Annotated in this window: 20 protein-coding genes; 2 read left to right on the top strand and 18 right to left on the bottom strand. The window is 69.7% G+C overall.

Annotation, left to right across the window (positions count from 1 at the left end):
• Positions 1 to 22: 22 nt before the first annotated feature.
• The 17 genes from J5V96_RS14575 to J5V96_RS14495 all read right to left on the bottom strand — a co-directional run bounded on the left by J5V96_RS14575 (position 23) and on the right by J5V96_RS14495 (position 16,767).
• On the bottom strand, positions 23 to 1,096 hold the full coding sequence (locus tag J5V96_RS14575; protein WP_208504646.1) for a UDP-N-acetylglucosamine--N-acetylmuramyl-(pentapeptide) pyrophosphoryl-undecaprenol N-acetylglucosamine transferase: 1,074 nt from the start codon (positions 1,094 to 1,096) through the stop codon (positions 23 to 25).
• On the bottom strand, positions 1,093 to 2,421 hold the full coding sequence (ftsW, locus tag J5V96_RS14570) for a putative lipid II flippase FtsW (RefSeq protein ID WP_208504644.1): 1,329 nt from the start codon (positions 2,419 to 2,421) through the stop codon (positions 1,093 to 1,095). The genes J5V96_RS14575 and ftsW overlap by 4 nt, the downstream gene beginning before the upstream one ends.
• On the bottom strand, positions 2,369 to 3,916 hold the full coding sequence (murD, locus tag J5V96_RS14565; protein ID WP_372439947.1) for a UDP-N-acetylmuramoyl-L-alanine--D-glutamate ligase: 1,548 nt from the start codon (positions 3,914 to 3,916) through the stop codon (positions 2,369 to 2,371). Before murD ends, ftsW begins: the two co-directional genes overlap by 53 nt.
• Positions 3,917 to 3,930: 14 nt before the next feature.
• Positions 3,931 to 5,043 (bottom strand): phospho-N-acetylmuramoyl-pentapeptide-transferase, encoded by a 1,113-nt coding sequence (mraY, locus tag J5V96_RS14560; protein WP_208504640.1) that lies wholly within the window; start codon positions 5,041 to 5,043, stop codon positions 3,931 to 3,933.
• Positions 5,040 to 6,452, bottom strand: a complete 1,413-nt coding sequence (locus J5V96_RS14555; RefSeq protein WP_208504637.1) for a UDP-N-acetylmuramoyl-tripeptide--D-alanyl-D-alanine ligase — start codon at positions 6,450 to 6,452, stop codon at positions 5,040 to 5,042. Before J5V96_RS14555 ends, mraY begins: the two co-directional genes overlap by 4 nt.
• A 52-nt stretch (positions 6,453 to 6,504) precedes the next feature.
• Entirely contained in the window at positions 6,505 to 8,292 is a 1,788-nt protein-coding gene (locus J5V96_RS14550; RefSeq protein WP_208504636.1) for a peptidoglycan D,D-transpeptidase FtsI family protein, read from the bottom strand.
• Positions 8,293 to 8,350: 58 nt separating this feature from the next.
• Positions 8,351 to 8,956, bottom strand: a complete 606-nt coding sequence (gene ftsL, locus J5V96_RS14545; protein ID WP_236014828.1) for a cell division protein FtsL — start codon at positions 8,954 to 8,956, stop codon at positions 8,351 to 8,353.
• Positions 8,953 to 9,906, bottom strand: coding sequence for a 16S rRNA (cytosine(1402)-N(4))-methyltransferase RsmH (gene rsmH, locus J5V96_RS14540; protein ID WP_208504860.1), 954 nt, complete (start codon positions 9,904 to 9,906; stop codon positions 8,953 to 8,955). Before rsmH ends, ftsL begins: the two co-directional genes overlap by 4 nt.
• Before the next feature lie 122 nt (positions 9,907 to 10,028).
• Entirely contained in the window at positions 10,029 to 10,460 is a 432-nt protein-coding gene (gene mraZ, locus J5V96_RS14535; protein ID WP_208504634.1) for a division/cell wall cluster transcriptional repressor MraZ, read from the bottom strand.
• 241 nt (positions 10,461 to 10,701) lie between these two features.
• Positions 10,702 to 11,598, bottom strand: a complete 897-nt coding sequence (locus tag J5V96_RS14530; protein ID WP_208504632.1) for a prenyltransferase — start codon at positions 11,596 to 11,598, stop codon at positions 10,702 to 10,704.
• Entirely contained in the window at positions 11,559 to 11,882 is a 324-nt protein-coding gene (locus tag J5V96_RS14525) for a lycopene cyclase domain-containing protein (RefSeq protein ID WP_208504630.1), read from the bottom strand. Before J5V96_RS14525 ends, J5V96_RS14530 begins: the two co-directional genes overlap by 40 nt.
• Positions 11,879 to 12,208 (bottom strand): lycopene cyclase domain-containing protein, encoded by a 330-nt coding sequence (locus J5V96_RS14520; RefSeq protein ID WP_208504628.1) that lies wholly within the window; start codon positions 12,206 to 12,208, stop codon positions 11,879 to 11,881. The genes J5V96_RS14525 and J5V96_RS14520 overlap by 4 nt, the downstream gene beginning before the upstream one ends.
• Positions 12,205 to 13,749 carry a phytoene desaturase family protein gene (crtI, locus tag J5V96_RS14515; RefSeq protein ID WP_208504626.1) on the bottom strand — a complete coding sequence of 515 codons (1,545 nt, stop codon included), beginning with the start codon at positions 13,747 to 13,749 and terminating at the stop codon, positions 12,205 to 12,207. Before crtI ends, J5V96_RS14520 begins: the two co-directional genes overlap by 4 nt.
• Positions 13,746 to 14,618, bottom strand: coding sequence for a phytoene/squalene synthase family protein (locus J5V96_RS14510; RefSeq protein ID WP_208504624.1), 873 nt, complete (start codon positions 14,616 to 14,618; stop codon positions 13,746 to 13,748). The genes crtI and J5V96_RS14510 overlap by 4 nt, the downstream gene beginning before the upstream one ends.
• Entirely contained in the window at positions 14,615 to 15,664 is a 1,050-nt protein-coding gene (locus tag J5V96_RS14505; RefSeq protein ID WP_208504622.1) for a polyprenyl synthetase family protein, read from the bottom strand. Before J5V96_RS14505 ends, J5V96_RS14510 begins: the two co-directional genes overlap by 4 nt.
• Positions 15,661 to 16,227: an isopentenyl-diphosphate Delta-isomerase gene (gene idi / locus J5V96_RS14500; protein WP_208504620.1), complete on the bottom strand. Its 567-nt coding sequence runs from the start codon at positions 16,225 to 16,227 to the stop codon at positions 15,661 to 15,663. Before idi ends, J5V96_RS14505 begins: the two co-directional genes overlap by 4 nt.
• A gap of 147 nt (positions 16,228 to 16,374) precedes the next feature.
• Positions 16,375 to 16,767: a DUF3040 domain-containing protein gene (locus J5V96_RS14495; protein WP_208504618.1), complete on the bottom strand. Its 393-nt coding sequence runs from the start codon at positions 16,765 to 16,767 to the stop codon at positions 16,375 to 16,377.
• A gap of 63 nt (positions 16,768 to 16,830) precedes the next feature.
• Here J5V96_RS14495 and J5V96_RS14490 point away from each other — a divergent pair, with 63 nt between their 5' ends.
• Positions 16,831 to 17,922, top strand: a complete 1,092-nt coding sequence (locus tag J5V96_RS14490; protein WP_208504617.1) for a polyprenyl synthetase family protein — start codon at positions 16,831 to 16,833, stop codon at positions 17,920 to 17,922.
• Positions 17,923 to 17,940: 18 nt separating this feature from the next.
• Here J5V96_RS14490 and J5V96_RS14485 read toward each other — a convergent pair whose 3' ends face one another.
• A complete protein-coding gene (locus tag J5V96_RS14485; protein ID WP_208504615.1) occupies positions 17,941 to 18,285 on the bottom strand; it encodes an Rv2175c family DNA-binding protein in 345 nt (114 codons plus the stop codon).
• A gap of 311 nt (positions 18,286 to 18,596) precedes the next feature.
• On the opposite strand from J5V96_RS14485, the gene J5V96_RS14480 reads away from it, so the two are divergent.
• Positions 18,597 to 20,099 (top strand): LysM peptidoglycan-binding domain-containing protein, encoded by a 1,503-nt coding sequence (locus tag J5V96_RS14480; protein WP_208504613.1) that lies wholly within the window; start codon positions 18,597 to 18,599, stop codon positions 20,097 to 20,099.
• The last annotated feature ends 53 nt before the right edge of the window (positions 20,100 to 20,152 follow it).

Raw genomic sequence — 20,152 nt, 5'->3', positions numbered from 1 at the left:
ACACCGGCTCCCCGGCACGCGGTCAGCGCGCCAGCGCGCGGTCGATCATCGCGATGACGTTCTCGGTGCCTCGGCGCTCGCCGACCTCGTCGGCAGCGGCGGCCATCGCGGCGAGCCGTTCCCCGTCGCGGAGCAGGGGCAGGATGTCGGACCGGACGCGGTCGGCGCTGAACTCCGCGTCCTCGATCAGGATCGCAGCCCCCGCCTCGAGCGACGACGCCGCGTTGAGGCGCTGCTCGCCGTTGCCGACCGCGTAGGGCACGTACACGGCGGGGATGCCGAGCGCCGCGACCTCGCTGACCGTCGACGATCCGGCGCGGCACACCATCAGGTCCGCGAGAGCGAAGGCGAGATCCATCCGGTCGATGTACCGCACCATCGCGTAGCCCGGCGCCTCGGGATCGGCCAGCTCGGAGCGCTCGCCCGTGGCATGGAGCAGCTGCCAGCCGGCTGCGATCACGTCCTGCCACGATCCGGCGAAGGCCTCGTTGAGGCGACGCGCACCGAGCGATCCGCCGATCGTGACGAGCGTCTTCTTCTCCGGGTCGAGCCCGAAGTGGGCCGCCGCCTCGGCGCGCAGGGCCGCGCGATCGAGCTCGACGATCTCGCGACGCAGGGGCATCCCGACCACCTCGGCGTTGCGGATGGGCGTACCCGCGAACGTCACGCCGACACCGGCGGCGCTGCGAGCACCGAGCGCGTTCGCGAGCCCCGGGCGCGCGTTCGCCTCGTGCACGATGGAGGGGATGCCCTCGCGCTTCGCCGCGACGTAGGCCGGCGTGGATGCGTACCCGCCGAAGCCCACCACCACGTCGACCTGTCGGTCGCGGAGGTAGCCGCGCACGCGCTTCACCGCGCGGACGAACGCCGCGGGGAACCGCAGCGCGGCCGCGTTCGGGCGACGCGGGAAGGGCACCTTCTCGACGATGAGCAACTCGTAGCCGCGCTCGGGCACGAGGCGAGACTCGAGCCCCTCCGCCGTGCCGAGCACCAGCACCTCGGCATCGGGGTCGCGGCGGCGCAGGCCGTCGGCGACCGCGAGCAGGGGATTCACGTGCCCGGCGGTGCCTCCGCCGGCGAGAAGGTAGGTCGTCACTTCTTCAGTCTCGCAGGGCGACCTGCGGGCGCCGTCTCCGCGGCGCGCCCCGGGCGCGCCCTCGCGACGGCGTTCTGTGCACGCACGGTCGCCGGATCCGGCAGCGTGCGGCAGAACGCGAGCAGGACGCCGCAGCCCGTGAGCACCGCGACCAGCGACGACCCACCAGAGGACATAAACGGAAGCGGCACACCGAGCACCGGGAACACCCGCAGCACCACGCCGATGTTGATGAGCGCCTGGCCGAGGATCCAGACCGTGATCCCGCCAGCCGCGATCCGCACGAAGGGATCCTCGCTGTTGCGGACGATGCGGAACGCACCGACGGCGAAGGTCGCGAACAGCACCAGCACGACGATGCAGCCGATGAGGCCGAGCTCCTCGCCGACGATGGAGAAGATGTAGTCGTCGGCCGCCGCGGGCAGCCAGTTGTACTTCTCGATCGAGTTTCCGAGCCCCCGGCCGAAGATCCCCCCGCCCGCGAGGCCCCAGATGCCGTGCAGCGGCTGGTAGCAGTCGTCGAGGTAGTCGCAGTTCTCGTCCATGAAGCTGAAGATGCGCTTCATGCGGTTGGAGCTGGTGAGGGCGAGAACGACGACCCCGACCACGCCGAGGATCACCGGAATGGCGAAGATGCGCAGCTTCACCCCGGAGAAGAACAGGCACGCCAGCACGATGAGCACCAGCACCATCGAGGTGCCGAGGTCCTTGCCCGCGAGCACGGTGCCGATCGCGAGGAGCGCCACGGGCACGAGCGGGATGTACACGTGCTGCCACTTGGTGAGCAGGTTGCGCTTGCGGTACAGGATCATCGCGACCCACAGGGCGAGCGCGAGCTTGATCAGCTCCGACGGCTGGAGGGAGAGGGTGGCGATCTCGATCCAGTTGCGGTTTCCACCGCGCTCGATGCCGAGAGGCGTGAACACGAGCAGCTGCACGGCGACCGCGACTCCGAGGGCGATCCACCCGATCCTGCGGAAGAACGTGACCGGCAGCCGGCTCACCACGAACATCGACGAGACACCCAAAAGGGCGAACAGCCCCTGACGCAGACCGTCGCTGTAGGGGCTGAGACCATGACCGAGCGCGGTCGCCATGGTCGCCGAGATGACCATCACCACGCCGAAGCCCGTCAGCAGCAGCGCGGAGGAGACGATCAGGAGGAACTCCAGCGGAACCGTCGAGTAGACCCGTCCGAGGGTGACCCGTGCGGTCAGGGCGCCGGAGCGCTTCGTCGTCCCGCCCGAGCCCGTGGGGCCATCGGCCGGCTGGTCAGAGTCCCTCGGGGGCCGCGTCGTCGTTGTGCTCACGCTCTGCTCCCCCATCGATCCGTGCGCGAACCGCGGCGGCGAACTTCGCACCGCGGTCGTCATATCCGGTGAACTGGTCGAACGAGGCGGCGGCCGGTGCCAGCAGCACCACGTCGCCGTCCTGCGCGACCGAGGCCGCAAGTGCGACGGCCCGGTCCATGACCGTCCCAGTCTCCGCGTGGTCGACCTCGAACACCGGGACCTCCGGGGCGTGTCGCGCGAACGCCGCGACCACCGCGGCGCGCTCGACGCCGAGCACGATCGCCGCGCGCGAACCGGGCCCTCGCAGGGCGACCAGGTCGGAGATGTCGACGCCCTTGAGCTGCCCGCCCACGACCCAGACGGCGCCCGGGTACGCGGCCAGCGACGACGCGGCCGCGTGGGGGTTGGTGGCCTTGGAGTCATCCACCCAGGTCACACCCTGCGCGACGGCGACGACCTCGATGCGGTGCGGATCGAGACGGAAGCGCTCGAGCGCCGACCGGATCGCCGCCGGCTCGACGCCCAGCGAACGCGCGAGAGCCGCGGCCGCGAGGGCGTTGGCCACGATGTGCGGGGCGCCCAGGCCGGCCTCCGCGAGGGCCTGCACCGTGGTGAGCTCGAGGGCCGACGTGCGGCGCTCTTCGAGGAAGGCGCGATCGACGAGGATGCCGTCGACGATGCCCAGGTCGCTCGGTCCGGGCGTTCCGAGATCGAAGCCGATCGCGCGGGCGCCCTCGACGACGTCTGCGTCTTCGACCATGCCGCGGGTGGCGGCGTCGGCCTTGTTGTAGACGCAGGCGTTCTGCACGTGGCGATAGACGACCGCCTTCGCGTCGCGATAGGCGTCGAAGGATCCGTGCCAGATGAGGTGATCGTCTGCGAGGTTGAGGCACACGGCCGACCACGGCGAGGGCGATCCGGGGCCGTCGTTCAGACCCAGGTACCAGAGCTGGTGGCTGGAGAGCTCGACCACGAGCACGTCGAACCCCGCGGGGTCGCGCACGGCGTCGAGGATCGGGACGCCGATGTTGCCGCACGGCGCCGCCCGCAGACCGCCCTCGACGAGCATCGTGGCCGTGAGGCGGGTCGTGGTGGTCTTGCCGTTCGTTCCCGTGATGAGCACCCAGTCGGCCGGTGTGCCGTCGGCGCGCACGACCTTGTCGCGCACGCGCCACGCGAGCTCGATGTCTCCCCACAGCGGAACCGCGTTGTCGCGTGCCCACGCGACGACGGGATGCGTCGGCGGGAAGCCGGGCGACGCGACGACGACCTCGGGCGCGAACGCCAACAGCTCATCCGGCACCGAGGCCAGCGACCCCTCCCAGAGGCGGGCGCCGATGACGGGGAGCAGGCGCGCGTACTCCTCCGTCGCGGTCTCGGTCACCACGAGCACGTCAGCACCCAGTTCGGCGAGGGTATCGGCCACGGAGAAGCCGGTGGAGGCGAGGCCCAACACCGCCACGCGCAGACCCTTCCAGTCGGCATTCCAGCTGACGAGCGAGTCGAGGCGGACGGGGGAAGAGGTCACAGGGGACTCCTCGGTCATGTGCGGCTGAGCCACTCGACGTAGAACAGGCCGATGCCGCTGACGGACAGCAGGCCCGCGATGATCCAGAAGCGCGCGACGATGGTCACTTCGGCCCATCCGCGCATCTCGAAGTGATGATGCAGGGGGCTCATGAGGAACAGGCGCTTGCCGCGCGTGGCCTTGAAGTAGAGACGCTGCAGGATGACCGAGGCGGACGACAGCACGAAGAGGCCGGCGATCAGGATGCCCAGCAGCTCGGTGCGGGTGAGCACCGCCATCGCGGTCACAACGCCGCCGATCGCCATGGATCCGACGTCTCCCATGAACACGTGAGCCTTCGGGGCGTTCCACCAGAGGAAGCCGACCAGGCCTCCGACCAGTGCTGCGGACACGATCGCGAGGTCGAGCGGGTCGCGGGTGTTGTAGCAGGCCTGCTCGAGCCCCGGCTCGACGACCAGGCGCATGCAGCTCTGGTTGAACTGCCAGAAGGCGATGAGGCTGTAGGCGCCGACCACGAACACCCCGGCTCCGGCGGCGAGGCCGTCGAGCCCGTCGGTGAGGTTGACCGAGTTGGAGAAGCCGGTGCCGAGCAGCGCCAGCCAGGCCATGTACAGCAGCCAGCCGAGCACGGGACCGAGCGCGAACAGCGACAGCACGGGGATGTCGCGGAAGAGCGAGATGAAATGCGTGCCGGGCGTCTGGCCGTAGTCGTTCGGGAAGTTCAGGGCGACGATGCCGAAGGGGATGATCGCGAGCACCTGGCCGACGATCTTCCGCCAGCCGCTCAGGCCGTCGGAGTGGTCGTGCTTGACCTTGAGGTAGTCGTCGATGAATCCGACCGCGCCGAACGCGAGCATCATCCAGATCACAAGCAGCCCGGAGGGCGTCGGGGTGTTGCCACCCGCCCAGCAGCCGACGAGATAGCCGAGCACCGTGCCGGCGATGAAGATCGTGCCGCCCATGGTCGGTGTGCCGCGCTTGATCTCGTGATCGGGGGCGAGCACGTTCGCGCTCGCGACGCGGATGGGCTGCGCCCAGCCCCACCGCTTGAAGAGGCGGAGGAAGACCGGAGTCAGGAAAAGCGCGAAGGCCAGCGAGATCGCTGCCGCCGTCAGGAGAGATCTCACGAGAACGATTCTCCCAGACGATCCCCGAGGAACCGCAGTCCCGCGGCATTGGACGATTTCACGAGCACCGAGTCGCCCGGTCGCAGTTCGCCCGTCAGGTACTCGAATGCGGCATCGGCGTCCTCGAAGAACACGGCCTCGTCATTCCAGGATCCCTCCGCGATCGCCGCGAGGTAGAGGGCGCGGGCCTCCGAGCCGACCACGACGATGCGCGGAATGCGCAGACGCACGGCGAGCAGACCGATCTTCTGGTGCTCCTCGACGGCCTGCTCCCCCAGTTCGCTCATCGCGCCGAGCACCGCGACCATGCGCTCATCCGGTCCTGTGATCTGGGCGAGGGTGCGCAGTGCGGCCGCGACCGCATCCGGGCTGGCGTTGTACGCGTCGTTGATGATGCGGATCGGCGATTCGGTGAGCACCTGCATCCGCCAGCGCTCCGCGAGCTGCATGCTCTCCAGGCGCCGCACCGCGACTTCGGGATCGATGCCGAGGGCTGCGGCGGCCGTGACCGCCGCCATCGCGTTCTTCACGTGATGACCGCCGAGCACCTTCAGGTGCAGCGGGATCTCGACACCGTCGACCGTGAGCGTGGTGCGCGTGCCCTGTGCCGTGACCTCGAGAGCTCCCGAGCGCACGTCCGCGCTGTCGGCCTCCCCGAACCACCGCACGGACAGTCCGCGTTCGTCGGCGATCGCGGCCATGCCTGCCACCCGGTGGTCGTCGGCGTTGAGCACCGCGACGCCGCCCGGGCGCACGGCGCGGATGAGCTCGGACTTCTCGCGCACCGTCACCTCGATGCCGCCGAAGCCGCCCGCGTGCGCCAGGCCGACCATCAGCACCACGCCCACGTCGGGTGTCACGAGGGCCGCGAGCCGGCCGATCTGGCCGGGGGCGTCGGCGCCGAGCTCGCACACGAGGAAGCGTGTGTGATCGGTGAGGCGCAGCATCGTGAGCGGGGCGCCCACGGCGTTGTTGTACGACCCCTTCGGCGCGACGGTCTCCCCCTCGGGGCCCAGGATCGTCGCGAGCATGTTCTTCGTGGTCGTCTTGCCGTTCGACCCCGTGACGCCGACGATCTTCAGCGCGCCGCGCGCGCGGACGCGGGCGACGACCTCGCGCGCGAGGTCAGCGATCGCGAGCACGACATCCGGCACGACGATCTGCGTGACCGGCTCGTCGACGATCCGCTCCACGATCGCGAGCACGGCGCCGGCCTCCACGGCCCGGCCGACGAACAGGTGGCCGTCGGTGACCTCACCGGGCTTGGCGACGAAGATCGCGCCGGGCTCCATGGCGCGCGAGTCGGTGTCGACGACTCCCGAGACGACGGTCTCAGGAGTGTCGGCCCCATGCGTGTTCAAGGTGCCGGAGACCGCTTCCGCGATCTCGGCGAGGGACAGGGCGATCATGCGAAGGGGTACCTCCGTGATGAGGGCCCGCCCTCGCGGGCGAGCTCTTGCATCACTTGAACTCGGGGAGCACGGTCTCGGGCTCGGAACGGCCCGGGACGATGCGGTAGGACTGCAGAACGTGGGTCATCGCCTTCTGCATGGCGGGTGCTGTGGCCGCAGACGAGGTTACCCGCTTCGGCTCGTCGAGAGTGATCATCACGACGTACTGGGGGTCGTCCGCGGGGGCGAATCCGACCATCGACGTGAAGTAGAGGCCCGCTTTGTAGCCGCCGTTTCCGTTGGTCTTCTGCGCCGTTCCGGTCTTCGTGGCGATGCTGTAGCCGGGAACGCGGATCGCGTCGGCGACAGACGACTGGAACGCGACGTTCTCGAGCATCAGCTGCAGGTCTGCCGCTGTGCTCTCGCTGATGATCCGCTCCGACTTCTCCTGCTTCGCCTTCTCGACCTTGCCGTCGGGCGTGGTGCAGGACTCGACGAGCGTGAGCGGCACGCGCACCCCGTCGTTGGCGATCGTCTGGTAAGCGCTGACGACCTGAGGGATCGTGGCGGTGAAGCCCTGACCGAACGTCGTTGTGTAGTGGGTCTGGCTGTCCCAGGTGTCCCAGTCGCGCAGCACGCCGTTCTCCTCGCCCGGGAAGCCCACGACCTTGCCCTCGCCGATGCCGAACTTCTTCAGCCACTCCCAGCGCGTCTTGTCGTCGAGCATGTCGCCGTAGTGGGACAGCGCGACGTTCGACGAGTCGATCAGCGCACCGGCCAGCGTGTAGGTCTGCACGGGGTGGCTGTGCGAGTCGCCGAGCGCGGCACCATTGGGGAACTTCTCCCAGTCCCCCGCCGTCACGGGGGTCATCGGTGTCGCCACGCCCTCCTCGATCAGCGAGGCCGCCGTGATCGCCTTGAACGTCGAACCCGGCTCGAAGGTCGTGCCGAACACCAGCGATCCGCGATACGCCGGATCCGTCGCGAGAACGTCGTTGGGGTCCATGGACGGGTACTGCGCCGCCGCTCGGATCGCGCCCGTCTTCACGTCGGCCACCATGACCGTGCCGGAGATGGCGTTCTGGTTCTGCGCCTCTTCGGCGATCATCTGCTCCATGTACCACTGCAGATCCGAGTCGAGCGTCAGCCGCACCTCGCCGCCGTCCACCGCGGGGGTGACCTTCTCGGATCCGGGGATCCGGATGTTGTCGGTCGCGCCGATCTGGTAGGTCTCCTCGCCGTTCTTCGACTCGAGGCAGCTGTCCTGCCAGCGCTCGATGCCGGCGAGGGCGTCGCCGTCGGTCGACTCGAAGCCGAGGAGGTTGCCCGCCACCGCGCCGTTCGGATAGGACCGCGAGGGCCGGGGCTCATACGAGAGGTACGGCACCTCCAGCGCGCGAAGCGCGGTGAACTGCGCCGTCGACAGATGCTTGGCGAGCTGCGCCCATCGCGCATCCGGGTCGGCGGTCTTCGCGTCGGCGACGATCTTCTTCACCTCGTCCGCCGTGCGTCCGATGATCGGGGCGATGAGCCGCGCCTGCTCATCCCACGTCTGCGTGTACTTCTTCCCGTCCTCGGAGAGCCGCTTGATGTCCCCGACGAGCGCCGGATCGATGCCCACGTCGTACTGCATCGTCGAACTCGCCATCACAACGCCGTGCTGGTCGACGATGGTGCCTCGGGTGCCCCAGAGGGTCTGACTCCCGGTCATCTTGCTGCCCGCGTCGGACACGTGCTCCGCCGCGTGCACCACCTGGATGTCGATCAGTCGCAGGACGAATCCGCCGAGGACGAGCAGCACGATCCCGGAGGCGACCATGGTGCGCCGTCGTGACGTGCGCTTGGCGATCGGATTCATCGTGCTCCCTGGATCTCGGCGAATCTCTGCGGTGAGTGGTCGACAGGCGGATCGTGGTTCAGTGCGTGGTCGGGCTCGGCAGCCCCTCGGTCACGGGCGGCGGCGGCGCCACCTCGACCGGCTTCTGCTCAGCGCCCTCGGTGGTGGCGGGCTTGTCCTTCTCGCCCTCGAGGGTCGCGTCAGGGTCGGTGGTCAGGGGACGCTTGTTCAGCAGCGCGTTGCCCACGGCTCCGCGCCCCTTGGCATCGACCGAGGAGACGGATCCGGCGGCCCCGCCGCCCCCGATGATCGCCCCGTCCGACAGACGCAGATAGCTCGGCGCGCCGTCGATCACCATGCCGAGACCGGCCGCGTTCGCGGCGAGGTACTGCGGTGAGCTGAGCCCTGCGACCTCGTCGCGCAGCTCCTGCGCCTGCAGCGACGCCGTGCGCTTCTCCTGGTTGAGCTGCGCCAGCTCATACGACGACTGGGTGGTGAGCACCGAGAGGCTCATCTGCGCGACGGCGATCGTCACCGCGCCGGCGAACGCGACGATCGCGTAGCCCACCTTCGGGCGCCGAGCCCGCCGCGCGTCGGGCAGCGCCTGGAGGCGCCGCGGCGGCGCGTGCTCCGGGCGGACATCTGGCCGCGGCTCTGCGATGACCGCGGTGCTCGCCAGGCTCATGACGCCTCCCTCACTCGCTCGATGGCGCGAAGACGCACCGGCTTGGCGCGCGGATTGCGCGCCGCTTCCTCGTCGCTCGCGAGTTCCGCGCCCTTGACGAGCAGGCGGAACTGCGGCGCGTGCTCAGGCAGCTCGAAGGGCAGCCCCTTCGGCGCCGTCGACGTGGTGGCCTCCACGAAGAGCCGCTTGACGAAGCGGTCTTCGAGCGACTGGTAGGACAGGACGACGAGGCGCCCGCCCACGGCGAGCGTCTCGAGCGCGGCCGGGATGGCGCGCTCCAGCGCCGCCAGCTCGCCGTTCACTTCGATCCGCAGCGCCTGGAAGACGCGCTTCGCGGGGTGACCGGCGTTCTTGAGGGCCGCGGGCGTCGCCGCCTGCAGGATGTCGACAAGCTGTCCCGAACGCTCGATCCGCCCGTTCTGGCGGGCCGCGATGATGGCACGGGCGTACCGCCCGGCGAGCTTCTCCTCGCCGTATCGCTCGAAGATGCGGCGCAGGTCGCCCTCGCCGTAGGTGTCGACGACATCGGCGGCGGTGATGCCCTGCGTCGCGTCCATGCGCATGTCGAGCGGGGCGTCCTGCGCGTAGGCGAAGCCGCGGGAGGCGTCATCGAGCTGGAGCGATGACACTCCGATGTCGTACAGGATCGCGTCGGCGTGGTCGTATCCCGACGACGACAGCGCGTCGGCGATGCCGTCGTACACGGTGTGCACGAGCGTGATGCGATCGGCGAACGGTGCCAGACGCTCCCCCGCGATGCGGAGGGCGTCGGTGTCGCGGTCGAGTCCGACCTGCCGGATGTGCGGGAAACGCTCGAGGAAGGCCTCCGAGTGGCCGCCCATGCCCAGGGTGCCATCGACGTAGACGGCGCCGTCCTTCTGCAGGGCGGGGCCGAGGAGCTCGAGGCAGCGCTCGAGCATAACGGGGATGTGGATGTCGCGGATGTTCATGATCTTCATCTCGGGCTCGAAGAGTCTGGGGGTGCCTTCCCCGGCTCTGATCCCCATCCGCTGGACCTGGCGCAGGGGAAGGGCGTCAGGGCTGCGGCTGGGGGTCACAACCGGGGAGGCGACTAGAACAGGCCCGGGATCACCTCCTGCTCCATCTCCGAATACGTGTCCTCATTGCTCTCGAGGTAGGCGTTCCAGGCGGCCGCATCCCAGATCTCGGCATGTGCTCCCACACCGGTCACGATGAGCTCCTTCTCGAGTCCTGCGTAGGTGCGCAGGTGCTGCGGGATGGTGATGCGGTTCTGGCCGTCAGGGGTCTCGGCGCTGGCTCCCGAAAGGAACATGCGCAGGAAGTCGCGCGCCTGCTTGTTGCTGAGCGGGGCCTGGCGGATCCGCTCGTGCACCTGCTCGAACTCGGACGTGCTGAACACGTACAGGCATCGCTCCTGACCACGCGTGATCACGATGCCGCCCGCGAGCTCCTCCCGGAACTTCGCCGGCAGGATGACGCGGCCCTTGTCGTCGAGCTTGGGGGTATGGGTACCCAACAGCACTGGCCATTCACCCCCCTTGTCCGGCCGGTTCCGAGGTGTGCCCCACTTTACTCCACTTCCCCCCACTTACAAGAGCGAAACGGCACCTCTTTTACCCGATCCGCGCGCGGCAACGGCCGCACTCCCTTGATATTCCGCGGGACGCGGCAGGTGGAGCGCGGTGGAGGACGAGTGGAGGGAGTGGAGGGAGCGGAGGGCACACAAAAAGCGCCGACCCGGAGGTCGGCGCCTGAGCGTGAGGTCAGCCTCGGCCGATCACGAAGACGATCAGCAGCATCGTCACCGCGAAGCCGCACGCGTAGTTGATCCAGAGGAAGTGACGCCAGCCGCGGTTCGCCCGAGCCGAGTCCTCATCGGACACCCGCGCGAAGGGGGCTGCGGCGCAGAGATACGGGATCGCGAGGAGAGCGGTCAGGGCCCCGGGCCATCCGGTCGTGAGCATCAGCAGACCGGCGGCCGTCCAGGCGGCGAGCGCCAGGCGGACGGTGCGGCCCGCGCCCAGCGCGGTGGCGATCGAGGAGATGCCCGCGGTGCGATCCGGGACGACATCCTGCACCGCCCCGAACGCGTGGCTCGCGACGCCCCAGAGGAAGAACGCTCCGAGCACGGCGAGCAGCCCCGCATCGACAGATCCGCCGGCGAGAGCGACGCCAAACGCCGCCGGGCTCACGAAGTGCACGCTGGACGTGACCGAGTCGAGCCCGGGGATCTCCTTGAACCGGAAGGGCGGGGCCGAGTAGGCGACGACCGCGAAGAGGCTCACGGCGAGAACCAGCCACGAGACCGGAGGCCCCCACAGCACGAGCAGCACGACGAACGGAAGGCAGGAGAGCGCCGCGGCGAGGAGCACCGTTCGGTGCCGCTCGGGCGTGAGAAGCGCGCCCTCCACGCCGCCCTTGCGCGGATTGGCGAAGTCAGACGCATAGTCGAACACGTCGTTCACGCCGTACATCGCGAGGTTGTAGGGCACGAGGAAGAAGAGCGTGCCGACGATCAGCGCGGCGTTCAGCTCGCCTGAGGTGAGGAGGTAGGCCGCGGCGAAGGGATACGCGGTGTTGATCCAGCTGAGTGGCCGCGAGGCGGCCAGCAGGTCACGGATCACGTCATCTCCTTCGCGCGGGACTCCCGCCACGACCATATGGCCGGGAGCAGGATCACCGCGGCCAGCGGGTAGGTGAAGTCCTCGATGGGGGCGGCGCCGATCCTGATGCCCGAGATGTGCGCATCGTCGTAGGCGAACAGTCCCGCGGCGATCATGACGTTGTCGAACACGGCCGTCAGCAGCATCAGCACGATCGCGGCGAGCGCGGTCGCACGCAGGGAGAGGGGGGCTCCCCCGCGACGGCGAGCGGCGCGGCGAAGCAGTCCCGCCGCGGCGAGCGCGGTGCCGAGGAAGATCGCGCACAGCAGCAGATAGGTCATGTGCTCTCCCCCGATCTCCGGGCGAGGAGGCGCTCGGCCCCGTTGACCAGCACCATCGTGAGCTCGCACAGGAAGAGCAGGAAGACGGGCTCCTCGAGCGGCAGCTCGGGCGCGAGCAGGATGCCCGTCATGATCTCGGTCTCGGCGCGGAAGAAGATGCCCAGGCCGATGCCGAGCAGGTCCCACGCGAGAAAGAACGCCACTCCGATCGCCAGCACCATCAGAGCCCGGCGCGGCGCCCGGCCGAGGAAGAGCCGGTGGCGGATGTCGAGGAGAACCACCCCCGCCAGCGAGACGAGGAGGCACACGAGATACACCGCGCTCACCGAGGCTCCTGCAGGGGCCCCGCCGAGAGGTCGCCGCGCAGGCGCTTAACGATGAGCTCGGCGCTGATCAGGCACATCGGCAGCCCGATGCCCGGGATGGTCGTCGCGCCGGCGTAGAGCAGTCCACGCACGCGTGAGGATGCGTTCGAGCCACGCAGCACCGCGCTTTGACGCAGAGTGTGCGCCGGTCCCAGGGCACCGCCTCGCCACGCGCCGAAGTCGCGCTCGAAGTCCGCCGGTCCGATCGTGCGGCGCACCACGACGCGCTCGGCGAGATCCGGGACGCCCGCCCACGTGCCGATCTGCGCGATGGCGGCGTCCACGGTGGCCTCGACGATCGGGGAGCCCTCACCGTCGACGCCACCCGCACCGATCCCGGTGTCGGCTGGCACCGGGATCAGCACAAACAGGTTCTCGTGTCCGTCGGGTGCGACCTCGTCGGTCGCGCTGGGACGACACACGTACAGCGAGGCGGGATCGGGGATCCGGGGATCCTTGCCGTAGATGGCGTCGAAACCGCGTTCCCACTCCCGCGTGAAGAAGAGCGTGTGGTGGGCGAGCTCCGGCAGCTCGCCGCGCACGCCGAGGAGGGCCAGAACGGCCCCCGGCCCCGGATCGCGCGTCTTCCACCACGACTCGGAGCGCGATCGGTGCGGCGGGTTGAGCAGCTGCTGTTCGGTGACGTGCAGATCGGCGCTGGAGACCACCACGTCCGCTGGCAGCATCGCGTCGCCGTCGGCGGTCTCGACCTCGACGCCGGCGACCGCGCCGTCCTCCACCACGATGCGGCGTGCACGATGCGACGTGAGCACCCGCGCTCCCCGCTGCCTCGCGAGGCGGGCGATCGACTCGATCACCGCGCTGAACCCGCCACGCGGATAGAGCACCCCCTGCGCGATGTCCAGGTGGCTCATGAGGTGGTACATGCTGGGGGCGGCCGCGGGAGAGGTCCCCAGGAAGACCGCCGGATAGCCCAGCACCTGCTGCACGCGCAGATCACTCGAATGACGCCGGATGAAGCGGTCGAGCGGCTCGGCGAGCAGTCGCGCCAGCCGCGGGAGCCGGGCGAGCAGGTCGCGGTCAAGGAACGGCCGAAGCGACTCGTACGTGCTGTAGAGGAATCGCGACGTCGCCAGCTCGTAGGTCTCGGCAGCCGACGCCAGGTACGCATCCAGAGCCTTCGCGGCTTCCGGATCGAGCGACACGAGAGCGTCCCGCGCTCCGGAGGCAGGCAGGTCGAATCCGTCTGCGCTCCCCTCGAAGTAGACGCGGTAGCCGGGATCGAGCCGGATGAGATCGAGCTGTTCGGCGGCCGACGTGCCCAGGAGCCGGAAGAAGTGGTCGAACACCTCGGGCATCAGGTACCACGACGGACCGGTGTCGAACACGAAGCCCTCGGACTCCCAGCGTCCCGCTCGCCCTCCGAGCTCGTCCCGGGCCTCCACGAGCGTGACGTCGTCGCCCTCCGCGGCCAGCAGCGCCGCCGTCGCGAGCCCCGAGATCCCTCCCCCGATCACGACCACCCTTCTGCGGGCGGTCACCGCGGCACCCGCCCGAGGGCCGCGCCGCCGAGCACCCGCAGCTTCACCGTGGTCGGCACCGAGATCCGCCTACGTCGGAGTTCCTGTGCGGGCGTCCGTCGCAGCTCGTCGTTCAGACGGGCGAACAGGGCGGCCGCGGCCGCGGTCGCGCGACGCGAGCGCGGCGGGAGTCGCACGATCGCGCGGCGCGCGACCGCGAGATCCGCGTCGATCTCGCGCACGAACTGCTCCTTGTCGCTCTCCGAGAAGAGTGCCGGATCGATCCCCGGCAGGTAGGCGCGCCCCAATCGGTCGACGTCGTCGCCGAGGTCGCGCAGGAAGTTCACCTTCTGGAAGGCGGAGCCGAGCCGGCGAGCACCCTCCTCGAGCTCTTCATCGAGCTGCATCCCGGGACGCTCGGTTGCGAACACTCTCAGGCACATCGATCCGACCACCTCCGCGGATCCGTGCACGTAGCGGCGGAAGGCCTCGCGATCGAACACGGTGGCGCCCTCGGCGTCGGTGCGCATCGAGGCGAAGAAGGGGCGCACGAGGTCGGACCCGATTCCCGTCTCGCGCGCCGTGACGGCGAACGCGTGCACCACGACGTTCGCGCTGAATCCGGTCTCAAGGGCGGCGAGCGTCTCGCGTTCGAGGCCATCGAGAAGCGCGAGCCGTGTCTTCGCGTCGATGCCGGCGTCGGCGGCCGGTCCGTCGACGATCTCGTCCGCGACCCGGACCAGGGCGTAGACGTCGGCGATCCGGTCGCGGACGGGGCGGGGCAGAAGCCTGCTCGCCCAGCCGAAGGAGGTCGAGTACGCGCCGATGATGCGCGCGGAGGACGCGCGCGCCGTGCGCGTATAGAGCGGAAGGCCGGTGAGGGGGCTCATGCGTCCCTCTCCGCGCACATCCGCGCGACGTCGCTCAGTTCGCGGTGCAGCGCCTCGGGAAGAGCGGCCGCGACGAGTGCGGCATCGACCTCGTTGACCTGTTCCGCGATCAGCGCCTCCACCGCGACGAGCGCGCCGCTCGTGACGATGGCAGAACGCAGCTGAGCCGCATCGTCCGGCCCCAGCGACCGTCGGCCGAACAGGTGCGCCACTTCTCCCCACGCGGGATGGTCCTGGGCGTAGGCGACCAGCAGCGTGCGCTTGCCCTCGCGCAGATCGCTCATCGAGCTCTTGCCCATGGTCTGCTCATCGCCGAACACACCCAGGACGTCATCACGCAGCTGGTAGAGCAGTCCGAGGCGAGCGCCGATCTCACCGAGCGCCTCCACCGTGCCGCGATCCGCTCGTGCGAGAACCGCTCCCGCGCGCAGCGGTGCCGCGAACGAGTACGCCGCGGTCTTGTGCTCCATCATGTGCCGGATCTCGACGGCGCCGGCGGGCATGACCCCCAGAGAGAACCCGACGTCGGCGTGCTCTCCGACCGCGGTCAGCATCAGCGCGTCGTCGACGATCTCGTTCAGCTCGGCGCGCGCCGGGCTCTCAAGTCCCGCGATCAGCGTGTGGACTCCGCTGAGCAGCAGGTCGCCCGCCAGCAGTCCCGACGCGGATCCCCAGGCCGTCGCGCTGTCCAGGCCCGCGCCCCCTTCGAGCGCGTCGCCCGCGAACTCGCCCGCCAGATTCGGGCGGCCGCGCCGGATGAGGTCGCCGTCGAGCACGTCGTCATGCAGCAGGAGCGCGCTGTGCAGCACCTCGAAGGCCGCGGCCACCACGGCGGCCGACCGCTCATCCCCTCCCCCGAGGGTGCTGTGGGTCAGCATCACCAGCCGGGGACGCAGACGCTTCCCTCCGCGCGCGGAGAGCGCCGCACGTCGCCAGAGGGCGGCGGCCTGTGGGCCGAGCGCCTCTGCACGCGCGATGCGACGGGCGAAGTAGTCGTCGATGACCTCGGAGACGCGGTCGTCGACCACCGTCTGGTGCACGGTCATCGCACGGTCTCCCGCCAGGCGGCTGCGGAGATAACACCATCGCCACCCGACATCTCCTGTGCCTGGAGCACGAGCCACGGGCTGAAGGCCCAGGGAGCGGCAGTGAGAGCCGCGGCGAGATCCTCGGGTTCCATCCATCTCGCATCCATGGCCTCGTCGGGGCGCAGCACCGGCTCGCCCACCGCCACCGCGGTGTACACCGGGCAGATCTCGTTCTCGACCACGCCGGACGCATCGACGGCGCGGTACCGGAAGTCCGGGAGAACCAGCTGGAGATCGTTCAGCTCGAGGCCGAGCTCCTGCTCGGCGCGACGCTCGACGGCTTCGGGGATCGGTTCGAACGGCTGCGGGTGGCCGCAGAAGGCGTTGGTCCAGGTGCCCGGCCAGGTGCGCTTCGTCAGCGCACGCCGCGTGACGAGCAGTCGCCCGCGCTCGTCACGGACGTGACAGGAGAACGCGAGGTGAAGAGCCGTGTCGACGTGATGCACCGAATCCTTCGGGGCCACGCCGCACGGCGATCCGGTCTCGTCGAGGAGCACCACTCGCTCAATCGCATCGCCCACGTGACTCTCCCTGTCGATTGCTAGCCTAGCTAGTTACATGGTTACCATATATTTCGACGGGTATCCATTAATCACGTGTGCGCACACGAAAACGGCCGCAACAGCTCGGAGGAGCTGCGGCGGCCGGATCCATACGATTCGCGTGGGCTAGCTGTCGCCACCCTGCCTGCGGTCCCAGCGGTCGTTCATGCGGTCCATAAATCCCCCGCCCTGACGGGGGGAACGACGCGCAGACCCGCCGCTCGAGCTCGGCGTGGGCACGGTGCCCTTCACGGGGGTGACGGCGAGGATGACGCCGCCCACCATGGCGGCGAAGCCGACCACCCCGAGCACCAGCCCGAGTGCCAGGCTCGTGCTCCACAGGGCGATTCCGGCGATGACCGCACCGAGACCGCCGAGCACCACGACGGCGCCCACGATCAGGTTGCGGTAGCTCAGTACCTGCGGGCCCGCGGGCGCGCTCACGACGTCGGCGTCGTTCTGCATGAGATGGCGTTCCATCTCATCGAGAAGGCGCTGCTCCTGTTCGGAGAGTGGCATGTGTCCCCCTCAGTGATGAATAGCCCTCATTCTAGTCTCGGGCCGGAGAACTAGGCTAGGCCTGTGACGCCCCCGCACCCCTTTGTTGAAGAGATCTCTCAGCGTCTCGATAAGTTCGTGGCGGAGCGCCGGGCGGAGGCGAGCGAGCTGGGTGAAGAGGCGCTCTCGCTCGTCGATCACGCGACCGTGAGCCTGCAGGGCGGAAAGCGGCTGCGCGCGCGGTTCTGCTGGTGGGGCTGGCGCGGCGTCGCCGAGCGCACGGGCGCACCGGAGAGCGACGCGATGGCCGTCGTCGGCGTGGCCGCATCCCTGGAGATCTTCCAGGCCGCGGCACTCGTGCACGACGACCTCATCGACAACTCCGACACCCGACGCGGGCGGCCGTCGGCGCACCGCGCGCTCGAAGCGGGTCACCGCGCATCGGGCTGGGCGGGAGACGCCGACGCCTACGGCCGCGCAGCGTCCGTGCTGCTCGGCGATCTGCTGGTCGCCTGGAGCGATGACCTCCTCGAGGAGTCGCTCGCCCTCCTTCCCCCGGCGGCGGCGACCGCGGCGCGCGCCGAGTACGCGCGGATGCGGCGCGATGTGACCATGGGTCAGTACCTCGACATCGCCGAGGAGTCGGCGTGGAGCACCGCGGGCGACGATCCGGACGCGCATCGGGCGCTGCGCATCGCCTCATACAAGTCGGCGCGCTACAGCGTGCAGCAGCCCCTGGTCATCGGAGCCGCGCTCGCGGGCGCCGACGAAGCTCAGCTGCAGGCGATGCGCGACTTCGGCCATCCGATCGGGATGGCCTTCCAGCTGCGCGATGACGTGCTGGGAGTCTTCGGCGACGCCGCCGAGACCGGCAAGCCGGCCGGCGACGATCTGCGAGAGGGCAAGCGCACCGCCCTCGTCGCGTTCGCGCGCGCGAGCGCGACGCGGGAGGATCGTGCACGCATCGATGCGCTCCTCGGCGACGCGATGATGCGCGACGAGGACATCGCGTGGTTGCGCGCCCGCATTGAGGAGACCGCTCTCGGGCGCGTCGAGAACCTCATCGCCGACTACGCGGATGAGGCGGAGAAGGCGCTGGCATCGGCGCCTCTCGGGGCCGATGCTGCCCAGGAGCTCCGCGCACTCGCCCGCGCCGCGGTCGACCGCCGGGCCTGAGGTCGCGAGCCCGCCCGCTCAGAGCAGCGTGGCGGCGACGCGGCGCACTTCGGCCTTGCGGCCGGCGCGCAGCGCCTCGATCGGAGCGACGCCGATCGACTCCTCCGGGGTCAGCAGCCAGTCGATGGTGCCGTCGTCATCGAAACCCGCGTCGTTCAGCACGAAGATCGTGCCCCGCAGCGACGAGAGCACCTCGCCGTCGAGGAAGAAGACGGCGGGGATCTTCAGCGGCCCCTCGCGACGCGATGCCACGAGAGCGTTCTCGTCGAGGAGTCGTCGCACGCGCCCCGGAGTCTCGCCGAGGAGGTCGGCGACGTCCGGGATGCTGAGCCACTCGGTCTGGATCTTGTCGTGCGCGGTCACCGTGCAACTATCTCATCCGTCCGCTGGGAGGCGGGCATGCGAGTGCGGTTGTCGGAGCGACGCCGTCTGTTCACCGCAGTGATCTCATCAATCACACCAGTCGCAAGAACCACAGTGATCACAGAGGCACCTCTTTCCCCTCCCACACCGCAGGTCACTCCAGATAGCACTGGTTGACACAGTTACCGTTACGTGACACGGTTTTCGGAGCCGAATCTCCTGCGCTCCCGACGCGCCGGAGACGACAGAGGGGACCCACCGTGCATCGTCGCAACCCGACACGCGCCAGCCACGCAGGACAGACTCCGCCCATGCGCGCGCTCTTGAGCTCCGTGCCCGTGGCGCTCGCGGGATCGATCGCGCTCTCTCTGGGAGCCAGCCCCGCCGCGGCCGCAGAGGTCAAGGAGGGCCTGCGCGAGGGCCAGACAGATGCGTTCGGAGCTGTCCGCGGCGCCAACGCCATCAAGGCGGCTCCCGCACCTCGTGTCGAGACGGCGGTGCGCACGCCTGCCACCGCGGCGACCCACACCGTTCAGCCCGGCGACACGATCACGCGCATCGCGATCCGCGCCGGCCTGCGCACCATCGACGTTCTCACGTGGAACCGCCTCAGCTGGTCGAGCACCATCTACCCGGGACAGGTGCTTCGTCTCACGCCGGGAGGCTCCGTCGCCGCCGAGCCCGTGGTGGCCCGCCCCGCGACCGCCGCCGGCGCCACGTACACCGTGAAGGCCGGGGACACCGTCTGGGGCATCGCCTATCGCCACAAGACGACGGTCGACGCGGTCCTGCGCGCGAACGGCCTCGGCACCTCCGCGGTCATCTACCCGGGCCAGGTGCTTCGCATCAACGGATCCGCACCCGCGACCGCCGCGAAGCCCGCTCCTGCCAAGCCCGCTCCCGCTCCCGCCGCCGTGACGCCCGCGCCGGCGAAGGCCACCGGGTCCTACACCGTCAAGGCCGGCGACACCGTCTGGGGCATCGCGAACCGCCACGGCATCAGCGTCGCCACCGTCATCAGCCTCAACGGCCTGAACGCATCGGCCACGATCCACCCGGGCCAGACGCTCAAGGTCTCCGGATCGACTCCCGCCGCCGCGAAGCCGGCTCCGGCCGCTGTGTCCGCGCCGGCGCCCGCGCCCGCGTCTGTCGCTCCCGCCCCTGCGGCTGCCCCCTCGAAGTCGGTCGGCGGCAAGACCTACGAGGTGAAGGCCGGCGACACCCTCTGGGGCATCGCGTTCAACGCGGGCACGACCGTCGCGAACCTCCTGAAGGCGAACGGACTCTCCGCGGGCGCGATCATCTACCCCGGTCAGAAGCTGAAGCTGTCCGCTCCTGCGGCGGCCGCACCGGCCCCGGCGAGCGCCCCGGCCGCTGCCGAGGATCCCCGCATCCAGCGCACCGCGGTGCTCGATGCCCAGCAGATCGAGAACGCGAAGATCATCATCAGCGTCGGCCGCGAGATCGGTGCATCCGACCGCGCCATCGCGATCGCGCTGGCCACCGCCATGGTCGAGTCGGGCATCCGCAACCTGAACCACGGCGACCGGGACTCGCTCGGGATGTTCCAGCAGCGTCCGAGCGCCGGCTGGGGAACCCCCGAGCAGGTGCGCGACCGTTACCGCTCCACGCGCGTGTTCTTCGGCGGGCCGAACGACCCGAACGGCCACAAGACGCGTGGGCTATACGACATCAAGGGCTGGGAGAAGATGACCTTCACCAACGCGGCGCAGGCCGTGCAGGTGTCGGCGTTCCCGAACCGCTACGGCCAGTGGGAGACGGCCGCGTACGGCTGGCTCGCCCAGTTCGGCTGATCCGCAGATCACAACACCATTACGGCTCACCCCGGGGTACTCCCCCGGGGTGA

Source organism: Microbacterium stercoris, from assembly GCF_017592545.1.
In the GTDB taxonomy this organism is placed as follows: domain Bacteria; phylum Actinomycetota; class Actinomycetes; order Actinomycetales; family Microbacteriaceae; genus Microbacterium; species Microbacterium stercoris.
The sequence above is the reverse complement of the archived record's forward strand: the minus strand, read 5'-3'. Positions and strand labels throughout refer to the sequence as shown.